This is a genomic window from Carnobacterium sp. 17-4 (genome assembly GCF_000195575.1).
Classification (GTDB): Bacteria; Bacillota; Bacilli; order Lactobacillales; family Carnobacteriaceae; genus Carnobacterium_B.
Map to the genome: position 1 here is coordinate 1,194,202 of NC_015391.1, position 15,117 is coordinate 1,209,318.

General features: G+C 36.1%; 15 protein-coding genes and 1 other annotated feature. Of the genes, 14 read left to right on the forward strand and 1 reads right to left on the reverse strand.

All coding sequences use genetic code 11. The annotated features are described in order from the left end of the window. The first annotated feature begins 33 nt into the window (after window positions 1-33). The 12 genes from CAR_RS05795 to CAR_RS05850 all read left to right on the forward strand — a co-directional run bounded on the left by CAR_RS05795 (window position 34) and on the right by CAR_RS05850 (window position 12,545). Complete coding sequence (locus CAR_RS05795; RefSeq protein ID WP_041556305.1) at window positions 34-480, forward strand: GatB/YqeY domain-containing protein; 447 nt, start codon at window positions 34-36, stop codon at window positions 478-480. A 182-nt stretch (window positions 481-662) separates the two neighbouring features. Then, entirely contained in the window at window positions 663-1,673 is a 1,011-nt protein-coding gene (locus CAR_RS05800; protein ID WP_013710788.1) for a PhoH family protein, read from the forward strand. 11 nt (window positions 1,674-1,684) lie between these two features. Then, window positions 1,685-3,889 carry an HD family phosphohydrolase gene (locus tag CAR_RS05805; RefSeq protein WP_041556306.1) on the forward strand — a complete coding sequence of 735 codons (2,205 nt, stop codon included), beginning with the start codon at window positions 1,685-1,687 and terminating at the stop codon, window positions 3,887-3,889. Window positions 3,890-3,926: 37 nt separating this feature from the next. Next, a complete protein-coding gene (ybeY, locus tag CAR_RS05810; protein WP_013710790.1) occupies window positions 3,927-4,403 on the forward strand; it encodes an rRNA maturation RNase YbeY in 477 nt (158 codons plus the stop codon). A 10-nt stretch (window positions 4,404-4,413) separates the two neighbouring features. Next, window positions 4,414-4,782, forward strand: a complete 369-nt coding sequence (locus CAR_RS05815; RefSeq protein WP_238526712.1) for a diacylglycerol kinase family protein — start codon at window positions 4,414-4,416, stop codon at window positions 4,780-4,782. Window positions 4,783-4,797: 15 nt separating this feature from the next. After that, the gene (locus CAR_RS05820; RefSeq protein WP_013710792.1) at window positions 4,798-5,208 is read left to right on the forward strand and encodes a cytidine deaminase; all 411 of its coding nucleotides are present in this window, start codon (window positions 4,798-4,800) and stop codon (window positions 5,206-5,208) included. Beyond that, on the forward strand, window positions 5,208-6,116 hold the full coding sequence (gene era / locus CAR_RS05825; protein ID WP_013710793.1) for a GTPase Era: 909 nt from the start codon (window positions 5,208-5,210) through the stop codon (window positions 6,114-6,116). Before CAR_RS05820 ends, era begins: the two co-directional genes overlap by 1 nt. Window positions 6,117-6,201: 85 nt before the next feature. Next, complete coding sequence (gene recO, locus CAR_RS05830) at window positions 6,202-7,011, forward strand: DNA repair protein RecO (RefSeq protein ID WP_013710794.1); 810 nt, start codon at window positions 6,202-6,204, stop codon at window positions 7,009-7,011. Between the two features lie 46 nt (window positions 7,012-7,057). Then, window positions 7,058-7,237 (forward strand) — a binding site (T-box leader). Window positions 7,238-7,319: 82 nt separating this feature from the next. Beyond that, a complete protein-coding gene (gene glyQ, locus CAR_RS05835) occupies window positions 7,320-8,231 on the forward strand; it encodes a glycine--tRNA ligase subunit alpha (protein ID WP_013710795.1) in 912 nt (303 codons plus the stop codon). Window position 8,232: 1 nt separating this feature from the next. Then, window positions 8,233-10,317, forward strand: coding sequence for a glycine--tRNA ligase subunit beta (glyS, locus tag CAR_RS05840; protein ID WP_013710796.1), 2,085 nt, complete (start codon window positions 8,233-8,235; stop codon window positions 10,315-10,317). 91 nt (window positions 10,318-10,408) lie between these two features. Next, window positions 10,409-10,783, forward strand: a complete 375-nt coding sequence (locus tag CAR_RS05845; RefSeq protein ID WP_041556308.1) for a DUF488 domain-containing protein — start codon at window positions 10,409-10,411, stop codon at window positions 10,781-10,783. Between the two features lie 46 nt (window positions 10,784-10,829). Continuing rightward, window positions 10,830-12,545, forward strand: coding sequence for an ABC transporter ATP-binding protein (locus tag CAR_RS05850; protein ID WP_013710798.1), 1,716 nt, complete (start codon window positions 10,830-10,832; stop codon window positions 12,543-12,545). Window positions 12,546-12,608: 63 nt separating this feature from the next. Here CAR_RS05850 and CAR_RS05855 read toward each other — a convergent pair whose 3' ends face one another. Continuing rightward, a complete protein-coding gene (locus CAR_RS05855) occupies window positions 12,609-13,445 on the reverse strand; it encodes a metallophosphoesterase (protein ID WP_013710799.1) in 837 nt (278 codons plus the stop codon). A gap of 151 nt (window positions 13,446-13,596) precedes the next feature. On the opposite strand from CAR_RS05855, the gene CAR_RS05860 reads away from it, so the two are divergent. Then, the gene (locus CAR_RS05860; protein WP_013710800.1) at window positions 13,597-14,115 is read left to right on the forward strand and encodes a transcription repressor NadR; all 519 of its coding nucleotides are present in this window, start codon (window positions 13,597-13,599) and stop codon (window positions 14,113-14,115) included. Window positions 14,116-14,211: 96 nt separating this feature from the next. Further along, on the forward strand, window positions 14,212-14,778 hold the full coding sequence (locus CAR_RS05865) for a hypothetical protein (RefSeq protein ID WP_041556310.1): 567 nt from the start codon (window positions 14,212-14,214) through the stop codon (window positions 14,776-14,778). Window positions 14,779-15,117: the final 339 nt, after the last annotated feature.

Here is a 15,117-nt window from a genome sequence, read left to right on the forward strand (position 1 = left end):
AAAAAAGCTTTTAGAATTGAGGGTGGGAAAGTCTTGTCACTTTTAGAAACCATTAATGACGACATTAAAACTGCGATGAAAGCCAAAGATAAAGAATCTTTAGCTGTTCTACGTATGTTAAAAGCTGCATTGCAAAATGATCAAATCAGCAAAGGTAATGAATTAAGTGAGGATGAAGAGTTAACAGTTCTTTCTCGCGAAATGAAACAACGTCGTGAATCTCTTGCGGAGTTTAAAGATGCTGGTCGAGAAGACCTAGTTGAACAAACTGAAGCAGCCATGAACCTCGTTGGTAACTATTTACCTCAGCAACTTTCTGTAAACGAACTTAAAGCGATTATTCAAGAGGCTATTACTAAAGTAGATGCTAAGTCTATGAAAGATTTTGGAAAAGTTATGGGAGTTGTTGTACCTTTAACAAAAGGTAAAGCAGACGGTAACGAAGTCAATCGATTAGTAAAAGAACTTTTGAATGCATAAAGGATAAGCAATTATCCGTGAAAAAAGATAAAGTTAAGATAATTCTTAACTTTATCTTTTTTTTGCTCTTAAGGTTTAAGATTTGGTCTTCTATCTAAGAAGGAAAGCTTCATTTTAAACAAAAAATGTGCTATTCTTTAAAGTATAGAAAGAAGAAGGAGAGTGTTGTTTGGTTGACTAACTTGACGAATGAAACACGTTTAGTAAATTTGAAAAATGAAAATACTACAGCTATTCTATTTGGTACTCAAGATAAACATTTAACGTTATTAGAAGAGTCAATGGAAGTTATTATTAACAGCCGTGGAAGCCATTTAGAAATTATTGGTTTTGAAGAAAACACAGCTATAGTTGAGGAAATCCTTAATCAATTAGAAGAGTTGATCAAACGCTCCATTCAAGTTGGCCCATCAGATGTGGTCACTGCCATCAAGATGGCTAAAAAGAATACATTGCAATTTTTCATCAGCATGTATGAAGAAGAAATTGGGAAAGATCATGGCGGCAAACCTATACGAGCAAAAACATTTGGTCAACGCCAATATATTCAATCCATTAAAAAAAATGATATTACTTTTGGTGTAGGTCCCGCTGGAACAGGTAAAACCTATTTAGCTGTTTTCATGGCAGTTGCTGCTATGAAAAAAGGGGAAGTGAAAAAAATCATCTTGACTCGTCCGGCTGTTGAAGCAGGCGAAAATCTTGGTTTTTTACCTGGAGATCTAAAAGAAAAAGTCGATCCGTATTTACGTCCAATCTATGATGCTTTGTATAACGTGTTTGGCTTGGAGCACACTACTCGTTTAATGGATCGCAACGTTATCGAGATTGCTCCATTAGCTTATATGCGAGGACGTACGTTGGAAGATGCTTTTGTCATATTGGATGAGGCGCAAAATACGACAAAAGCTCAAATGAAGATGTTCCTGACTCGTCTTGGTTTTGGCTCAAAAATGATTGTAAATGGAGACGTTACTCAGATTGATTTGCCTAGAGGAGCTATCAGTGGATTGGTTCATGCTGAAAAAGTATTGAATAATGTTAAGGGGATTGATTTTGTTCAATTTGACTCGAATGATGTCGTGCGCCATCCAGTAGTTGCTAGTATTATAAATGCTTACAGCGAAGAAAAAACAATGAGTGAAGTCAAAAAAGATGAAATTGAAAAACTGAGCACTGAAAAAAATGAATAGGAAGTGAATGAATGCGAAGAAATTTAATACGCCTTCAGAAAAAAATGGGCAAACTATATATTCCTTCTATTCTTTTGTTTACTTCTGTGGTTTTATTTTTCATCATGTATAGCAATGTTAAACCAACTGCTTTAGACATTGAATTGTTTCAAGTGGCAGAAGATACCATACGTGCCAATGCAACTGTAGAAGATACAGAAAAAACAAAAGAAAACAAAGAAACTGTCGCAGCAACGGTTTCTCCTGTATATACGTATAACCCAGACTTGAAGGCTATCCAAACATCAAAAGTAGAAGTTTTATTTGCTACGATAGATGAAGTGATTCAAGAAACAGATAAAAAATATGAAGCTGATTTAAAAGAAGCTAGAAAAAAAGCTACCGAAGACAAACCTGATATAAGTGCTGAGGAATTATCAGAAATAAAAGTATCTAGATTATCAGAAGATGAAATGTTAAGGTTATTTAAAGAAAAACTAAATAACTTAGACGATGCTACAAAAGAATTTATTGATATGCTTCCAGATTGGGCTGTTTTAGATTTGTTGTCTACGAATGAAGCAACATTAGCAGGAATGAGAGAATCAATTGTTTCTGTGGTATCACAATTCATGACCCATCCTATTAAAAGTGAAGAAGTAAGTGAAATTAAAGTAGAAGCCAATAATAATTTGGATTATTCTGATTTGGACTCAAATAACCAGCGCATCGCAAGTCTGATCATCGATAATGCTATTGTTGAAAATAATACTTACAATGCAAATGCTACTGAGGAAAAGAAAGTTGAAGAAATGGCTAATGTTCCTCCTTCACTGATTTTGCAAGGACAAGTAATCGTTCAAGAAGGCCATGTTGTTGACAGCAACGATATGCATCAACTTGAATTACTAGGTGTGTTAGACAATACTTTTTCAAAACAATCTTTATATGGTCTAATAGTATTGATTTTTACCCAAGCGTTGCTTTTATATTATTTAGGAAAATCTAGAAAAATAGATCGAATAGACCATGGGCGTCAAATTACTTTCTATGCCATCATTATGATAGTCTCGTTATTGCTGATGAAAAGCTTGCAACTGCTTCAAAACTCGGATATCGATTACATCGGTTTACTATATCCAGCTGCGTTAGCTTCAACGTTATTAACAGCATTTGGCTCACGACGTTTTGGAATATTGGCAAATGGATTTACAGCCGCATTTTCTATCTTTATTTTCAGCCCAGATTCAGGCACTAGTTTTAGTATCATATTAGTCCTCTTTTATCTATTGAGCGGTATGATGGGTACAATGATTACGCGTACTAAAATTACCAACCAGTTCTGGTCTAGTTTCATTTGGGTCACTGTATTCAATGCCTTATTTATCAGTTCATTTATTTTATACTTAAATATGCATTTTTGGTCACAACAAGTTTTTCTAATGATTTTCTACGCGCTCTTAAGTGGAATCATCTCTTACTTACTGGCTGTACTTCTATCACCGTATATTGAAGTTTTATTTGAGGAAAATGCCGTATTGACGTTAACTGAATTATCTAACCCGAACAGCCCATTGCTAAAAGAACTGCTGACAAAAGCTCCAGGGACCTATCACCATAGTTTGATGGTAGCGAACTTAAGCGCAAATGCAGTCGGGGCTATTGGAGGAGATTCCTTATTTGCTCGAGTGGCTTGTTACTATCATGATGTTGGAAAATTGCGTCATTCACTCTTTTTTGTAGAAAATTTACCACCTGGGATGGAAAATCCACATGATTTATTAACCCCTTTTGAAAGTAAAGAAATTATTTTTGGACATGTTAGTGAAGGGGTCAAAATGCTTGAAAAAGCTAAAATGCCTCAATCGATTATTGATATCTGTGCTCAGCACCATGGGACAACACTTATGAAATATTTTTATGTTACGGCTAAAGAAAAAGATGAAACCGTACTTGAAAGTGATTTTAGGTATCCGGGGCCAAAACCGCAAACAAAAGAAGCAGCCGTCATCAATATTGCAGATAGTGCCGAGGCAGCTGTAAGGTCGATGTCGCATCCGACTAAAGAATCCATTGAAAAATTCGTTCATAATTTAATTAATGGAAGGATCACAGATGGTCAATTTGATGAATGTTCGATTTCTTTACAAGAATTGAAGATAGTTGAAAAAGCGATTTGTGAAGGATTGAATGGTACTTTCCATTCGAGGATCGAATACCCGACGCTGAATAAGTAATATCAGCTGAGGGGAAAAAAGGAGTGAGATAATACTCATGGAATTAGATTTGTATGATGAAACCAACAAAATTGCTACTGAACAAAAAGAATTAATCCAGTCGTTATTAGAATTTGCTGGAAATCATCTAGAGTTGCCAAAAGATACTGAGATGTCAGTAACGTTTGTTGATAATGAAAATATTCAAAAAATCAATAAGACGTATCGTGGAAAAGATCAACCAACGGACGTCATTAGTTTTGCAATTGAAGATGAAGCAGAAGACGAATTGATGATCAACTTTGATACTTTAGAAGAACCGATGCCAAGAAATATTGGAGATATTATTATTTCTGTTGATAAAACCGCAAGCCAAGCCGATGAATATGGACATTCTTTTGATCGAGAATTAGGATTTTTGGCCTTACATGGGTTCTTGCATTTGAATGGGTACGATCATATGACCCCTGAAGATGAAAAAGAAATGTTTGGATTGCAGAAAGAGATATTAGAAGCCTATGGACTTAAAAGATAAAAAGGAAGTAGTGAAAAACTCTAGATTTTCAGATTCCTTTAAATACGCATTTAAGGGAGTTCTAACGGTATTTCAAGAAGAACGGAATATGCGTTGCCATATTATGATTGGTTCAATAGTCCTATTGTTTTGTGTGTTCCTTAATTTAGCTGTCAATGAATGGTTATGGGTTATTTTCAGTATATTTTTAGTGATCATAATGGAAGTTTGGAATACGGTCATTGAAAACGTGGTTGATTTAGCTGCTGGTGAACAATATCATTCTCTGGCAAAGAAAGCGAAAGATATGGCTGCCGCAGCTGTTCTAATGACAGCAGGATTTTCCGTTGTGGTAGCAGCGATTATTATATTACCTAAATTATGGCAAATACTATTTTAAAGGGGATCAACATTTATGCACACTACAGAACAAAAAGTCGAAGAATTAATTCAAAAAGCAACGGACATGCTAGATAAAGCTTATGTTCCTTATTCCAATTTTCCAGTTGGAGCAGCTCTTTTAACGAAAGAGGGAGAAGTATTTTCAGGATGTAATATTGAGAACGCCTCTTTTGGTTTAACCAATTGTGCTGAGCGTACAGCAATTTTTAAAGCAGTTTCTGAAGGAAAAAAAGAGTTTGATTATTTGGTGGTTACCGGTGATACAGATGGACCTATCTCACCTTGTGGGGCTTGCAGACAAGTACTAGCAGAATTTTGTGGTCCAGATATGCCTGTCTTATTAACGAACAATAAAGGAAATAAACAGATAACAACGGTTGGCGAATTGCTGCCCGGAGCTTTTAAATCGGAGGATATGGTTTAATGAAAAATACAAATGAGCACAAATCAGGTTTTGTTTCTATAGTAGGACGTCCAAATGTTGGTAAATCAACGTTGTTAAATAGAATTGTAGGGCAAAAAATAGCAATCATGAGTGATAAAGCTCAAACAACAAGAAATAAAATTCAAGGGATCTACACGACTCCAGAATCACAAATCGTATTTATTGATACTCCTGGTATTCATAAACCGAAACATCGTCTAGGGGATTTCATGGTGAATTCAGCTTTTAGTGCTTTTAGAGAAGTTGATGTGATTTTATTTATGGTAAATATTACAGAAAAACGTGGCCCTGGAGATAACTTTATTATGGAAAAACTAAAAACAGTAAAAAGTCCCGTGTTTTTAGTATTGAATAAAATTGATAAAATACATCCAGATCAATTGCTGCCGATTATCGAAGACTACCGTTCACTAGTAGATTTTGCACAAGTTATTCCAATTTCAGCCTCTGAAGGAAATAATGTAGATACATTATTAGAGGAAATCACAAAATATCTACCTACTGGACCTCAATTCTACCCAGAAGATCAAGTGACCGATCATCCCGAATACTTTATTGTTTCTGAATTGATTCGTGAGAAAGTATTAGAGTTGACTAGAGAAGAAGTTCCTCATTCTGTGGCGGTAGTAGTAGAGAGTATGCAACGCAATGAACTGGGGAAAGTTCAAGTTCATGCAGCGATCATCGTAGAACGTTCAAGTCAAAAAGGTATTATTATTGGCAAGGGCGGAAAAATGCTGAAAGATATTGGTATCCGTGCGAGAAGAGATATCGAAGTATTGCTGGGAGACAAAATTTACCTTGATCTTTGGGTAAAAGTTCAAAAAGATTGGCGCGATCGTCAAATAAATTTACAAGACTATGGTTACCGCAAAGATGATTATTAATTAGCACTAACCAACTAAAAAAACAAACCATATTTTTATGGTTTGTTTTTTTAAGCGGAGATTGTATCTCGTAGGAGGATTCTAAATGGCTCAAGTAGAAGAAGTAGAAGGCATTGTGCTATCTGTGCGAAATCATCGCGAAAACGATCAATTAGTTAAATTATTTACTAATCGCTTTGGCAAGAGAATGTTTTTTGTTAAAGGAACCAGAAAGCAAAAGAACAAACTTAGAACTGCGGTGTTGCCATTTACGAAAGCGACGTATATTGCGGACATTCGTGACACTGGGCTTTGTTTTATAAGAGATGCAAAAGAAGTTGATCAGTATAAAAGTATGCAAACCGATATTTTCTTAAATGCTTATGCAACGTATATTTTGAATTTAGCAGATGCAGCTTTAGATGATGGAATTGTGGATAGTACGTTATTTCATAAGATAGACCGGTGTTTAACCGAAATCGATGAAGAAACGGATCCTGAGATTGTCGTGAATATATTTGAAATACAGATTCTTCCATACTTTGGTGTTTCGCCCGAATTAAGAGGCTGTCGGGTATGCGGGAATACTGAGGGACCTTTTGATTACTCAGGCAGTTATGGTGGCCTACTATGCCAAAATCATTGGCATTTAGATCGTCACCGTTACCATGCAAGCAGAAGAGCGATTCATTTTATTCGTTTGTTTTCAGTGGTCTCGTTGGATCAGTTAGGTGCTATTACAGTTAAAGAGGAAACAAAGCGAGAGATCAGGACGTTGATTGACCTCATCTATGAAGAGTCTGTCGGAATAAAGTTGAAAAGTAAAAAATTTATCGATCAAATGTATACTTGGGGTAACCTCCTAATAGATAAGAGAGTTCCTCCGAATGAAACACCAGACGAGAATGAAAAGTAAATATTGACAATAGTCAATATTACAGGTTAATATAGTAATAAGTGAATAACCAGCGATGAAAGAAAAGAGTAAAAATTTTCCCTCTATTTAAGAGCGAACTTGGGATAGTGAAAGCCAAGTATAGACAAAGTTTTGAAAGGCCTTCTGGAGCTGATTACAAAAAGAGATGCTAGTTTTTTATAAGCTAGAATTAGGGTGGAACCGCGATTGTACTATCGTCCCTATGCTGATCCTGATCAGCATAGGGACTTTTTTTGTATTATTTTTTAGTTACCCATTAGGATTTGAAATGAAAAGGAGAATGCCGAATGAAAGAAAATAGTTTAACGTTTCAAGAAATCATTTTGACTTTACAAAAATATTGGTCTGATCAAGGGTGTCTATTGCTCCAATCCTATGACACAGAAAAAGGTGCAGGAACGATGAGTCCTTATACGTTTTTACGTGCTATTGGACCTGAACCATGGAATGCAGCTTATGTAGAGCCTTCAAGACGTCCAGCAGATGGCCGTTATGGTGAAAATCCAAACCGTTTATTCCAACATCATCAATTTCAAGTCGTTATGAAACCTTCACCGGATAACATCCAAGAACTTTATTTAGAAAGCCTTCGCTTATTAGGCATTGATCCTTTAGAACACGATATTCGTTTTGTGGAAGACAACTGGGAAAATCCTTCTATGGGATGTGCAGGTTTAGGTTGGGAAGTTTGGTTAGATGGAATGGAAATCACTCAATTTACGTATTTCCAACAGGTTGGTGGGTTAGAATGCAATCCTGTAACCAGTGAGATCACATTTGGTTTAGAACGTTTAGCTTCTTACATTCAAGATGTCGACAGTGTTTATGACATTGAATGGACAAAAGGCGTGAAATATGGCGAAATCTTTATTCAACCTGAATACGAGCATTCAAAATACGCTTTTGAAAATAGCAATCAAGAAATGCTTCTAATGTTATTTAATGAATATGAAAAAGAAGCTACTACCCAAATTGAAGCAGGCCTGGTTCACCCAGCCTATGATTATGTTTTAAAATGTAGTCACACCTTTAATTTATTAGACGCAAGAGGGGCCGTTTCAGTTACAGAACGTGCCGGTTATCTGGCTCGTATTCGTAAAATGGCTCGTTCAATTGCAAAAGCTTTCGTTACAGAACGTGAAAAATTAGGATTCCCTTTGCTTCAAGGTCAATCTATCGAAAATAAGGAGGCAAAGTAATATGACTAAAAATCTGTTGTTAGAAATCGGTTTAGAAGAAGTTCCAGCTCATATCGTTACTCCGAGCAGCAAACAATTAACACAAAAAGTAGCTGCCTTTTTAAAAGAAAATAGGTTAGCACACGGAGAAGTGATTCCTTTTTCAACGCCTCGTCGTCTAGCGGTCATTGTGAAGGATATCGCCGAAAAACAAGAAGACATTGAAGAATCTGTAAAAGGCCCTGCTAAAAAAATAGCTCAAGATGCTGAAGGAAATTGGAGTAAAGCAGCTATTGGATTTGCGCGAGGACAAGGGGCAACGACAGAGGACATTTATTTCAAATCAATCAAAGACGTTGAATATGTTTATGTAGATAAATTTATTTCAGGTAAAACCGTTAAAGATATTTTAGTTGGTTTAGATGAAGTAATCACATCTATGACTTTCCCCGTAAGTATGCATTGGGGAAGCCACTCATTTAAATACATCCGCCCATTTCATTGGTTGACTGCGATGTTGGATGAAGAAGTGATTCCTTTTGAAATCTTGGATGTTCAAACAGCAAATACCTCACGCGGACACCGTTTTTTAGGACAAGATGTCACTTTTGCTAGTGCATTAGACTATGAAAAAACGTTAGAAAACGTTTATGTAATTGCGGACAGTGCCAAACGTAAACAAATGATCGTTAGTCAAATTGAAGAGTTGATGGAAGCAAATCAATGGTCTGTTACATTTGATGAAAAATTACTAGAAGAAGTAAACAATTTGATTGAATACCCAACTGCTTTTTATGGCTCATTTGATAAAAAATACCTCGATTTACCAGAAGAAGTATTGATTACATCGATGAAAGACCATCAGCGTTATTTTGGAGTGAAAGACGGCGAAGGAATTATTTTACCTTACTTTATCTCTGTTCGTAATGGAAATGCTGAACACATTGAGACAGTTGCAAAGGGAAATGAAAAAGTATTGACTGCCCGCTTAGATGATGGTCAATTTTTCTTTGAAGAAGACCAAAAATTAACGATCGCTTCTTGTGTAGATCGTTTAAAACAAGTAACTTTTCATGAAAAAATCGGTTCAATCTATGAAAAAATGAACCGAGTACAAGCTATTGCTCAATTAATTGGGAAACAAGTTGGCTTAACGACGACTGAGTTAACTGATTTAAATCGTGCCTCTGAAATTTATAAATTTGATTTGGTAACCAATATGGTAGGAGAATTCCCTGAATTACAAGGAATCATGGGTGAAAAGTATGCCTTGATGCAAGGTGAGAATCCAACTGTAGCTGCTGCTATCAGAGAACACTACATGCCAATCTCAAGTGAAGGAGAACTTCCACAATCGTCTGTCGGAGCAGTATTAGCTATTGCCGATAAATTGGAAAGTGTCTTGAGTTTCTTCGCAGTCGGAATGATTCCAACTGGATCTAATGATCCATATGCCTTGAGACGTCAGACATACGGTATTGTTCGCATTATTGAATCAAAAAATTGGGTTTTCCCTATGGATTCACTTAAAGAAGGCATTTTAGCTGCTCCAGTCATCAATCAGAGCGCTTTGATTGAAGGTTACCAATCAAGTACTGCACAAGTCATTGATTTCATTAAAGCTCGTGTACGACAATTATTGATGGCAGAGAGCATTCGCCATGATGTTATCGATGCGGCTTTAAATTCTCGCCAAGAAAATGTGCTGAAATTGATCGAAGCAAGTCGAATCATCAATGGTCATTTATCAGATGCTATTTTTAAATCAACCATCGAAGCGTTGACGCGTGTCTTAAATCTAGCTGATAAAGGGAAAGAACTACTTGCTCAAGAGCAAGCATCAGTTGATCCTGCTTTATTTGAAACAATATCTGAAAAAAACTTACATGACTCTTTTGCTAAAATTGCAACAAAGTCTAGCCAAGAAAACAGCAGTCAAAGCTACGAAGCTTTTGAACAGCTACAACCATTGATCGAAGCCTTTTTTAATGAAAATATGGTTATGGCAGACAATGAAGCGGTTCGAAATAACCGATTAGCGTTATTGATGCAGATCTCTGATTTTGTGTTATCTTTTGCAAGTGTAGACAAATTAGTTGTTAAATAACCTTTAGCAAATAAGTTTACTTTATACTCCATTAAGGATAGAATTTTCCTTAGTGGGGTTTTTGTTTAATTGGACAAAGGAGTGGAAAAATATGACTAATCATCCCTTAACTATGAAACGAGTTTATGAAAAAGTAGAAAAAGAAGATGGGTACCGTATTTTAGTAGATAGACTATGGCCAAGAGGAGTAGCGAAAGAAAAAGCCAATATAAAAGAATGGGCAAAAGAAATTACACCAACTCCAATGATTCGTAAAGCGTTTAACCATCAACCGCAAAAATTTGATGCGTTTAAACAAGCTTATTGGGCTGAATTAGAAGCCAATCCACACGCGGAAAAATTTAAACAGCATATCTTTGAACAATTGCAACAAACGCCGGTGACGTTTATCTATGCTGCTAAAGATGAACAATACAATCATGTAGTAATTTTGATGGAGTATGTTCAAACTAAACAAGTTACATAAAAAATATTTTATTAATCAAATGAGCTAAACCAGATTGGAGGATTCTATGTTAAAACGTTTTTTTAGTTATTATAAGCCGTATAAAAAATTATTTATCTTAGATTTTAGCTGTGCGATACTTGCAGCTGTTTTAGAATTGTCTTTTCCGCTAGTAGTTAATCGAGTAGTCGATGACCTTTTGCCTTCAGCAAATTGGACATTGATTGTTACAGTTTCGCTATCTTTATTGTTTTTGTATGTTGTAAATACTTATTTGCAGTATGTCGTTGTTTATTTCGGGCACAAACTGGGTGTGAATATCGAGACAGATATGCGTCGCGAATTATATGGCCACTTGCAAGAGCAGCCGTTCAGTTATTACGACAATCAAAAGACAGGGAAGTTAATGACGCGCTTGACAACGGACTTATTCGAAATATCGGAAGTTGCTCATCATGGTCCTGAAGATGTGTTTATTACCATCATTACTTTAGGTGGAGCCTTTTTACTGATGTTAACAGTGCACGTTCAATTAGCTTTGGCAACGTTTGTAATGATTCCTTTTATCACGATTGCATTAGTGTTTTTCAATAAACGCATGACCAAAATCAATACAAAGATCTTTAATGATTTAGGCGAATTTAGTGCAGGTATTGAGTCTTCCGTTAGTGGGATACGTGTGGTTCAAGCCTTTGCAAATGAAGAACACGAAGCCGGAAGATTTGAGTTACTTAATCAAGCTTACCGATCATCAAAAATTTTATTCTATAAGATGATGGCAATCAGCTCTTCATATAATTATTTACTGATTCGTTTAATTAATTTGTTTGCCTTATTTTTTGGAGCGTATTATACGATCCAAGGTGAAATAAGTTATGGTGATTTTGTAGGATTTATCTTATTATCTAATGTATTTGTTCGTCCGATTGAAAAAGTGAACACGATGATTGAAAGTTATCCTAAAGGAATTGCAGGATTTAAGAGATTAACAGAAGAACTTGATAAAAAACCTACTATTCAGGACAAAGAAAATGCCATTGAAGTCGACCGCTTAAAAGGGGATATTGAGTACAAACAAGTTTCATTTTGGTACGACTCATCCAAAAAAGTGTTGGACAAAATCAATTTATCGATTCGTGCAGGTGAAACGGTAGCGTTTGTTGGCCCTAGTGGAGCAGGGAAGACGACTATCTGTAATTTGCTGCCTCGTTTTTATGAGGTCAGTGAAGGAGAAGTAACCATCGATGGAATCAACATTCAAGATATGACGATGCAGTCATTGCGGGATCAAGTTGGTGTTGTCCAACAAGATGTGTACCTTTTCCCAGGGAGCATCAGAGAAAATGTGGCCTATGGGAAATTAGATGCTAGTGAAGAAGAAATACGTAAAGCAGTCCAATTAGCTCATTTGGAAAAAGTTGTTGACGAGATGCCGGAAGGGCTGGATACGATTATTGGTGAGCGAGGCGTAAAATTATCTGGCGGTCAAAAACAACGCTTATCTATTGCGCGCATGTTTTTAAAGAATCCTCCGATTTTAATTTTAGATGAAGCAACCTCTGCTTTGGATACTGAAACAGAACAAGTGATTCAAGAATCTTTAAACTCATTGGCTGAAGGTCGTACGACGTTGATTATTGCGCATCGTTTAGCGACGATCAAGCACGCTACACGCATTATCGTGGTAAGTGAAGAAGGGATTGCTGAACAAGGCAGTCACGAAGAATTATTAGCAAAAAATGGGCCATATAAGAGATTGTATGAGGCTCAATTTAGTCAATAAAGTAGATATAAAAAGAAACCACTTATGAGGATTTAACAAAATACCTTGTATAAGTGGTTTCTTTTATTTAGTGCGTTCAAGGGTAATCACTAACAGATGGGGTTTGTTATTGATACGAAAAGGAAATAGGCTATTTCCAATTCCTCTGCTAACGACTAATTTTTTTGAGGGGTCTACTTCACTATTATAGATTCCTGTGGTGTATTTAGGAAAAAAGCCCTGACCAGGAGCGTACAACGGACCTATAAGAGGGATTCTTATTTGGCCACCATGAGCATGACCGCTAAATGTGATATCTGGTTCAATAAGAGGGTTAGAAGTTAGATAGTCTTCAAAATATTCAGGGTGATGAGCGAGTAACAATACGGGCATGTCCGTTATAGGATTTATCATAGGCACATCAATAGGATAATCTTCATCTTTAACACCTACTAAAGCTAACTGAGCACCGTTGAATTCTATAGTAATCTGTTCATTGTTTAATAATGTAACTCCGCTTTGATTGATTTCTTGATCCCATTCATCTAATTGACCGCTGCTCGTTTCGTGGTTTCCCGATACAGCATAAGTTGGCGCAAGAGCACTCAAGGAGCGGCCAAATTCTTCTAAAGGTATCTTACTTAAGTCAGCTGTGCGGTCAATTAAATCTCCAGTTAAGAAAATCAGATCTGGTTGAGCTTGTTCGATTTCAGAAAGCAACGTTTCAATTGAGATGCGGTTTCTTTCAAAATGGGTATCTGATACGTGGACGATTTTTAATTGATCTAATTCTGGGGGTAGATCATCGAGTGCAATCGTTTGGTACTCAACGTCTAATGAACGATTTTGATAGTAACCATATAGACAAAAGGGAAGCGTTAAACTGATCAAGATAAGTAAACTGAGTTTAAATAGTTTCATTTGAACCTCCTAACTGAAATCGTTTTTTAAAGTATAGCATATTTAGAAATAGTTCCTACACATAAGAAGTTTTGTTTAAAGGCTTCAAACGTGGTCAATTAAGGTATAATAAGATTAAAACGAGCGCAATAATGGAAAAGGACTGATTTTTATGGAGGCAACGAAAAGAAGAGACAGCATTATTTCAATTTTATCACAAGAAAACAGACCCATAAGTGCAAGGAATCTGGCTGCGCGATTAAATGTGAGTCGCCAAATTATTGTGGGCGATGTGGCTTTGTTAAGAGCGAGTGGAGTTGATGTCATCGCTACCCCAAAAGGATACGTATTGGAATCTGCTTCTATGACGAACAAATATCTTGGCCAATTAGCTAGTTCCCATAGTGCAGCAGAAACAAAAACTGAATTGTATGCTGTAGTAGACAATGGAGGAGAAGTGGTTGATGTTATCGTTGAGCACCCGATATACGGAGAATTAAAAGGACGGTTAATGATTTCTTCGCGATATGATGCCGATCAATTTATGGAGGCAATCAAAAATAAACAAGCCAACTTACTATCTGAATTAACCGGTGGCGTTCATTTGCATACAATAGCTTGTCCAGACAAAAAAACGTTTGATCGAATCAAAAAAGAATTGAATACCTTAGGGTTTTTATACAAAAATTAAAAGGTGTCTTGACATCTTTTTGAAAACACCTATAATTAAATTTATTAACGTGTCTTGACACGTGTAAATGCGCATTTAATGATAGGAGTTGTTGAAATGAAAACGAATAGAGTTCACAAATTAACGATTGCAGCTTTGTTAGTCGCGGTAGGTATTTTAATTCCAATGGTTTCACCAGTTAAGTTGATCTTGGAACCCGCATCTTTTACATTGGCAAGTCACGTAGCGATTTTTATTGCAATGTTTATCTCGCCTATGATTGCATTAACTGTGGCTTTAGGAACGGCTCTCGGTTTTTTGCTTGGTGGTTTCCCGATTATTATCGCTTTGAGAGCTTTAACCCATGTTGTTTTTGCGGGAGTCGGATCTTATTTCCTACTTAGAAATCCTTCTATCCTGCAATCAACCGCTAAAACACAACTCTTTTCATTTTTGATCGGCTTGCTGCACGCCATTTGTGAAGTCGCTGTAGTCTCTGTTTTTTATTTTGGTGGTGAGATGACAACTGCTTACTATACGCAAGGTTTCTTGCAATCAGTCTTCTTGTTGGTTGGAGCAGGTACGATTGTTCACAGCATGATTGATTTCACACTTGCACATGTTGTATGGAAATCTTTAATGAGCCGCTCGACATTCTCGGCAACAGTAGCAAAATTAAAATGATTAAAGTGAACAATTGGTTTGGAACATCGCATAGCGTATTGTTCCAAACCAATTGTTTTATTTTACGTTTGTCTGTAAATAAAAAAGAAACTAATAAAAAAGGTTAGTGTAAAATAAATAACTTTTATTATTATTTGTAATAAAAACCTAGTTATAGGCAATGTGGGGCTATTTAGTTAACTAATTTAAAGATTTGTTTTCTTATAGAAAATGTGCTATTATAAAACATGTATAGTTCTGTCTGAGAATAGATTTTTAGAGTGAAGTCGCACTAGTATTTGAGTGCGGCTTTTAGATGCTAAATGTAATTTCTGATAGAGCCTAACGTTCTTTATTTTT